The following is a 3440-nucleotide window of genomic DNA, read 5'->3' as shown; positions in this document are numbered from 1 at the left end:
CGGGGCCGGCGTTGCGCCGCGCGCGCCGCCGGCTGCGCCGGGACCTCGACCGCATTGGCGCGGAGCTGGCGAGCCTCGTGGACGAACGGCACCGGTTCGACGATCGGATGCGGCCGGTCGCCGGGCGGGTGGGCTCGAACGGGCCCCGACCCTCGAACGGGCCCCGACCGGGGGAGCGGGGCCTGCTGGGGGACGATGCCGTGCCGGAAAGGGAACTGCTCGCCGCGCGGCGTGCTCTCGACATCCGGGCGGACGAGCTTCGCCGGCGGGCGGATCGACTGCGCGGTGAGGTCGGCGCCGTCCTGGCTCAGAGGAATCATTCGCGATAGTCAGTCGACCGGGACCGGTCCGCGGTCGTGCACCGGGGCGAACCCCTGCCGGCGCGCCGCCGTGCCGCGACCGGCCCACGAGACGTGGCCACGTGTGCGGCCACCGGGAACTGGCTGTTCTGGACGCTGCGGCGGCAACGCTGATGTCGGGCTGAACGGGACGGGGAGGTGACGTGGCGAACCTGCGCGACTCGCCAGCCGCACCCGCGGCGGGTCAGCCGAAGGCGACCATCTCGCGTAGCCACTCGCTCAGCTTGGCGATTTCGGTGGCCGACGCGGTGCCCAGCGGTGTGGACCGGGTGAACCGTTGGGTGGATACCGCCGTGATCTCCTCGGTGCGTGCCCAGCTCGGCCGGTCCAGGCCGGACTCGGGCGAGTCGATGCGCACGTGATGGTCCAGGCCCCGGTCACGCGCGGTCAGGGGCACCACGAGGGCCATGTCGATCGGGAACCGGCAGTGCGTCGCCGAGCCGACCACCACGGCCGGGCGCGGGCCGCCCTGCTCCTGCCCGATCGGCTGACCGAAGTCCACCAGCCACACCTGCCAGGGCGCGAGCCTCAGCGCCCGGCTCACCGGTGGTACTCCGGGTACTCCTCACGTGCATCCGGCAGGCCGTCGCCGGCCGCGTCGTCGGTCAGCCGCGCCTCGGCCTGGTAGCTGGCCCACTCCTCGGGGTTGGCGCGCAGTTCCTCGTACCGCCGCATGATGCGGTTGATCTTGTGTTCCTTGACCAGGCGCCGGACCGCCTCGCCCAGCGGCACGCCCTGGAAGTCCCGCTCGGCGATCTCCGCTAGTTCGTCGCGTAGCCCGCTGTCCAGCTGCATAGATGTCGTAGCCATACACTCCAGTGTGGCACCTGCTATAGGTCGAGTTACGACAGTAGGTCGACCTACGACAGCGCGGCTTGTCCTCGAGTGCGGTGCTGTGGGACGCCCACATCGCCCATGTCGCCCATGCTCGGCGCGATGGTGCCTACGGGGCGTGATGCCCGGCCGCAGGTCCCCAGCCGCACCGGCCTGATCGGGCACGGTTCAGATTGCCGTTCCCCGCGCCAGACATACGCTCGGACGAACGTTTCGGACGAACGATGCGCACCCGGCCGGGGCGTGCACCTGCTCTGACCATCCACGTCCCCTGACCATCGGACCGGCTTCGGACGGAACGACGTATCGAGCGCCTGCCCCGGGGAGGGCCGGGGCCGCCGGCCGGACCACGCGGCACAGGGAAACGGTGGTCCGATCGGAACACGTCACCGGATGCGGTTTTCGTATACATCATGACACGCACAGCAAACACTACCCTTACGTTAGGGTTGAATGGTGCCGGTGCGTGACGAGCGCCCGCGAGGCGGGCGGCCGAGCAGCGTCCCCGGCACCGGATGTCCGGCGGGAAAGGAACGTCCGGAGGAAAGGGACCACACCGCATGACCGATCAGCACCCACCGTTCGCCGTGTCTCCCCGCCGGGTCCCCCACCAGCGAAGCCCCACAGCGGAGCCGATACCCGTGCTCACACCCACACCCACACCCAGGGCCGGCACGCTGGCCGCGGCCTTCGATCCTCACCGCAACAACCTCAACGCGCTGCGCCTCATCCTGGCCGGCGCGGTGCTCGTGTCCCACTCATGGCTGTTCGTCCGGGGAGAACCGGACCCGTTGACACGTCTGCCCGGCGCCCCCGACCTCGGCACATTTGCCGTGGACGGCTTCTTCCTCCTCAGCGGCTTCCTGATCACCCGTAGCCACCTGCGGGCACCATCCACCGCCCGTTTCCTCTGGCACCGGTTCCTGCGGGTCGTGCCTGCCTTCTGGGTCTGTCTCGCGCTGACCGCCGTCGCGATCGGTCCACTGCTGTGGCGCCTGAACCGGGGCCCCGGCTGTCGACGAGGTCACCCAGAAGCCGGCGCAGAGTGGCACCGTCCATCCGGACAGGTAGTGCGGGGGCGTCCACGACGACCAGGCAGCCGGTGTGGGTGGTGTGCAGCACGGTCTGGACATCGGCGAGAGCCGCGGTGAAATCGCTGGCGTTGATGTCGGTGTGCGCGGCGGTCGTCGCGGTGACCATGCTCTCAAGGAGGCGCTCGAGCTGGCGGGTGCTGTCGATCGCTGTGTCGAGCCGGCCGGCCAGCGTGCCGCCCTCCGCCTCTCCGCTGCGGGCATCGGTCAGGACAGCGCGGATACCCGCAAGCGGGGCACGGAACTCGTGGGCGACGGTGTCGACCAGATCGCGGCGCAGCCGGTCGGTCTCTTCCAGCCGCGCGGTCAGGCTTGCCTGTTCGTGGACGTGCGTGCGGTAGTCCTCATCGGTGCCCCGGCGGATGACGGTCTCCGGCCGCCGGGACAACCACGGCCGCCGACGCCAGGCTGATGCCCCACTGACGGGTGTCTCCGCGTCGGGGGAGGGCGTGGCCGGTGCCGGGGACGGGCCGGGGGTTGAGGGGGGAGCGGCGGCCTGTTCCTCGAGGAGGGCGACAGCGGGCGGTGAGGTGGGCTTCCCGCCGGCGCAGATGCTCGACCAGCCGCTCGGCTTCGACCGCCCGATCCTCGGTAACCGTGAGGAGCGTTGCCGTCTCGACCCAGCGAGCCTCGGCTTCCCGTTCACGCTCCTCGGCTTGGGCGACGCTGGCCGCCGCGGCGAGAGCGCGAGCCTCGGTCGCGTCGGCGTCGGCTGCGTCGGCGCTGGCGAGCGCGGCGGCGGCGGTGGCCAGCGCGGCGTCGCGGTCCTCTTCGGCCTGCTGACACCGGGCGCCGAGCTCGATCAGGCGGGCGCGTAGGTCGCCGCGTACCCGGTCGGCTTCCTCCACCCGCTGGTCCGCAGCCTCGGCTCGCTCGCCGTCCTGTCGGGCCCGCTCCAGGGCGGCGGCGAGCTGGCGTTCCACCTCCTCCAGGTCCGCTCGGGGAACGTGGGCCGCTCGTGTGGCCCGTGTGGGGGCCACCGAAACCTCGGCTGTCGCAACCAGCGGGTCGGCCGCGGCTGCCGGCACCATCGCGATCGGCGAGGTGGTGGTCGCCGGCATGCCGGCGACGGGGATCGCCAACAGCCAGGCGACCGCGGGCCAGTCCCGGTCCGCGGTCGCGGCCTCGGCGGCCTCCAACGCGCGGCTCGCCTCCT

The 3440-nt window shown here is 71.9% G+C and carries 4 protein-coding genes and 2 pseudogenes; 2 read left to right on the top strand and 4 right to left on the bottom strand.

Annotated elements, in window-relative coordinates; translation table 11 throughout:
• A pseudogene (locus AC08OT_RS12860) lies at positions 1–329 on the top strand (hypothetical protein); the annotation flags it as partial.
• 214 nt (positions 330–543) lie between these two features.
• Here AC08OT_RS12860 and AC08OT_RS12855 read toward each other — a convergent pair.
• Together AC08OT_RS12855 and AC08OT_RS12850 are read right to left on the bottom strand one after the other, a co-directional pair.
• Positions 544–903, bottom strand: coding sequence for a type II toxin-antitoxin system PemK/MazF family toxin (locus tag AC08OT_RS12855; RefSeq protein ID WP_476594104.1), 360 nt, complete (start codon positions 901–903; stop codon positions 544–546).
• Positions 900–1169 carry a hypothetical protein gene (locus AC08OT_RS12850; RefSeq protein ID WP_476594105.1) on the bottom strand — a complete coding sequence of 90 codons (270 nt, stop codon included), beginning with the start codon at positions 1167–1169 and terminating at the stop codon, positions 900–902. Before AC08OT_RS12850 ends, AC08OT_RS12855 begins: the two co-directional genes overlap by 4 nt.
• A gap of 539 nt (positions 1170–1708) precedes the next feature.
• On the opposite strand from AC08OT_RS12850, the pseudogene AC08OT_RS12845 reads away from it, so the two are divergent.
• A pseudogene (locus tag AC08OT_RS12845) lies at positions 1709–2131 on the top strand (acyltransferase family protein); the annotation flags it as partial.
• Here AC08OT_RS12845 and AC08OT_RS12840 read toward each other — a convergent pair.
• The gene (locus tag AC08OT_RS12840) at positions 2061–2672 is read right to left on the bottom strand and encodes a histidine kinase dimerization/phospho-acceptor domain-containing protein (protein ID WP_476597477.1); all 612 of its coding nucleotides are present in this window, start codon (positions 2670–2672) and stop codon (positions 2061–2063) included. The pseudogene AC08OT_RS12845 and the gene AC08OT_RS12840 sit on opposite strands and share 71 nt — an antisense overlap.
• Positions 2629–3440 (bottom strand): hypothetical protein (locus tag AC08OT_RS12835; protein ID WP_476602851.1); only part of this gene is annotated, 812 nt, incomplete at its 5' end. The genes AC08OT_RS12840 and AC08OT_RS12835, both read right to left, overlap by 44 nt.

It is taken from the genome of Frankia sp. CgJB1, from assembly GCF_977947065.1.
The sequence above is the reverse complement of the archived record's forward strand: the minus strand, read 5'-3'. Positions and strand labels throughout refer to the sequence as shown.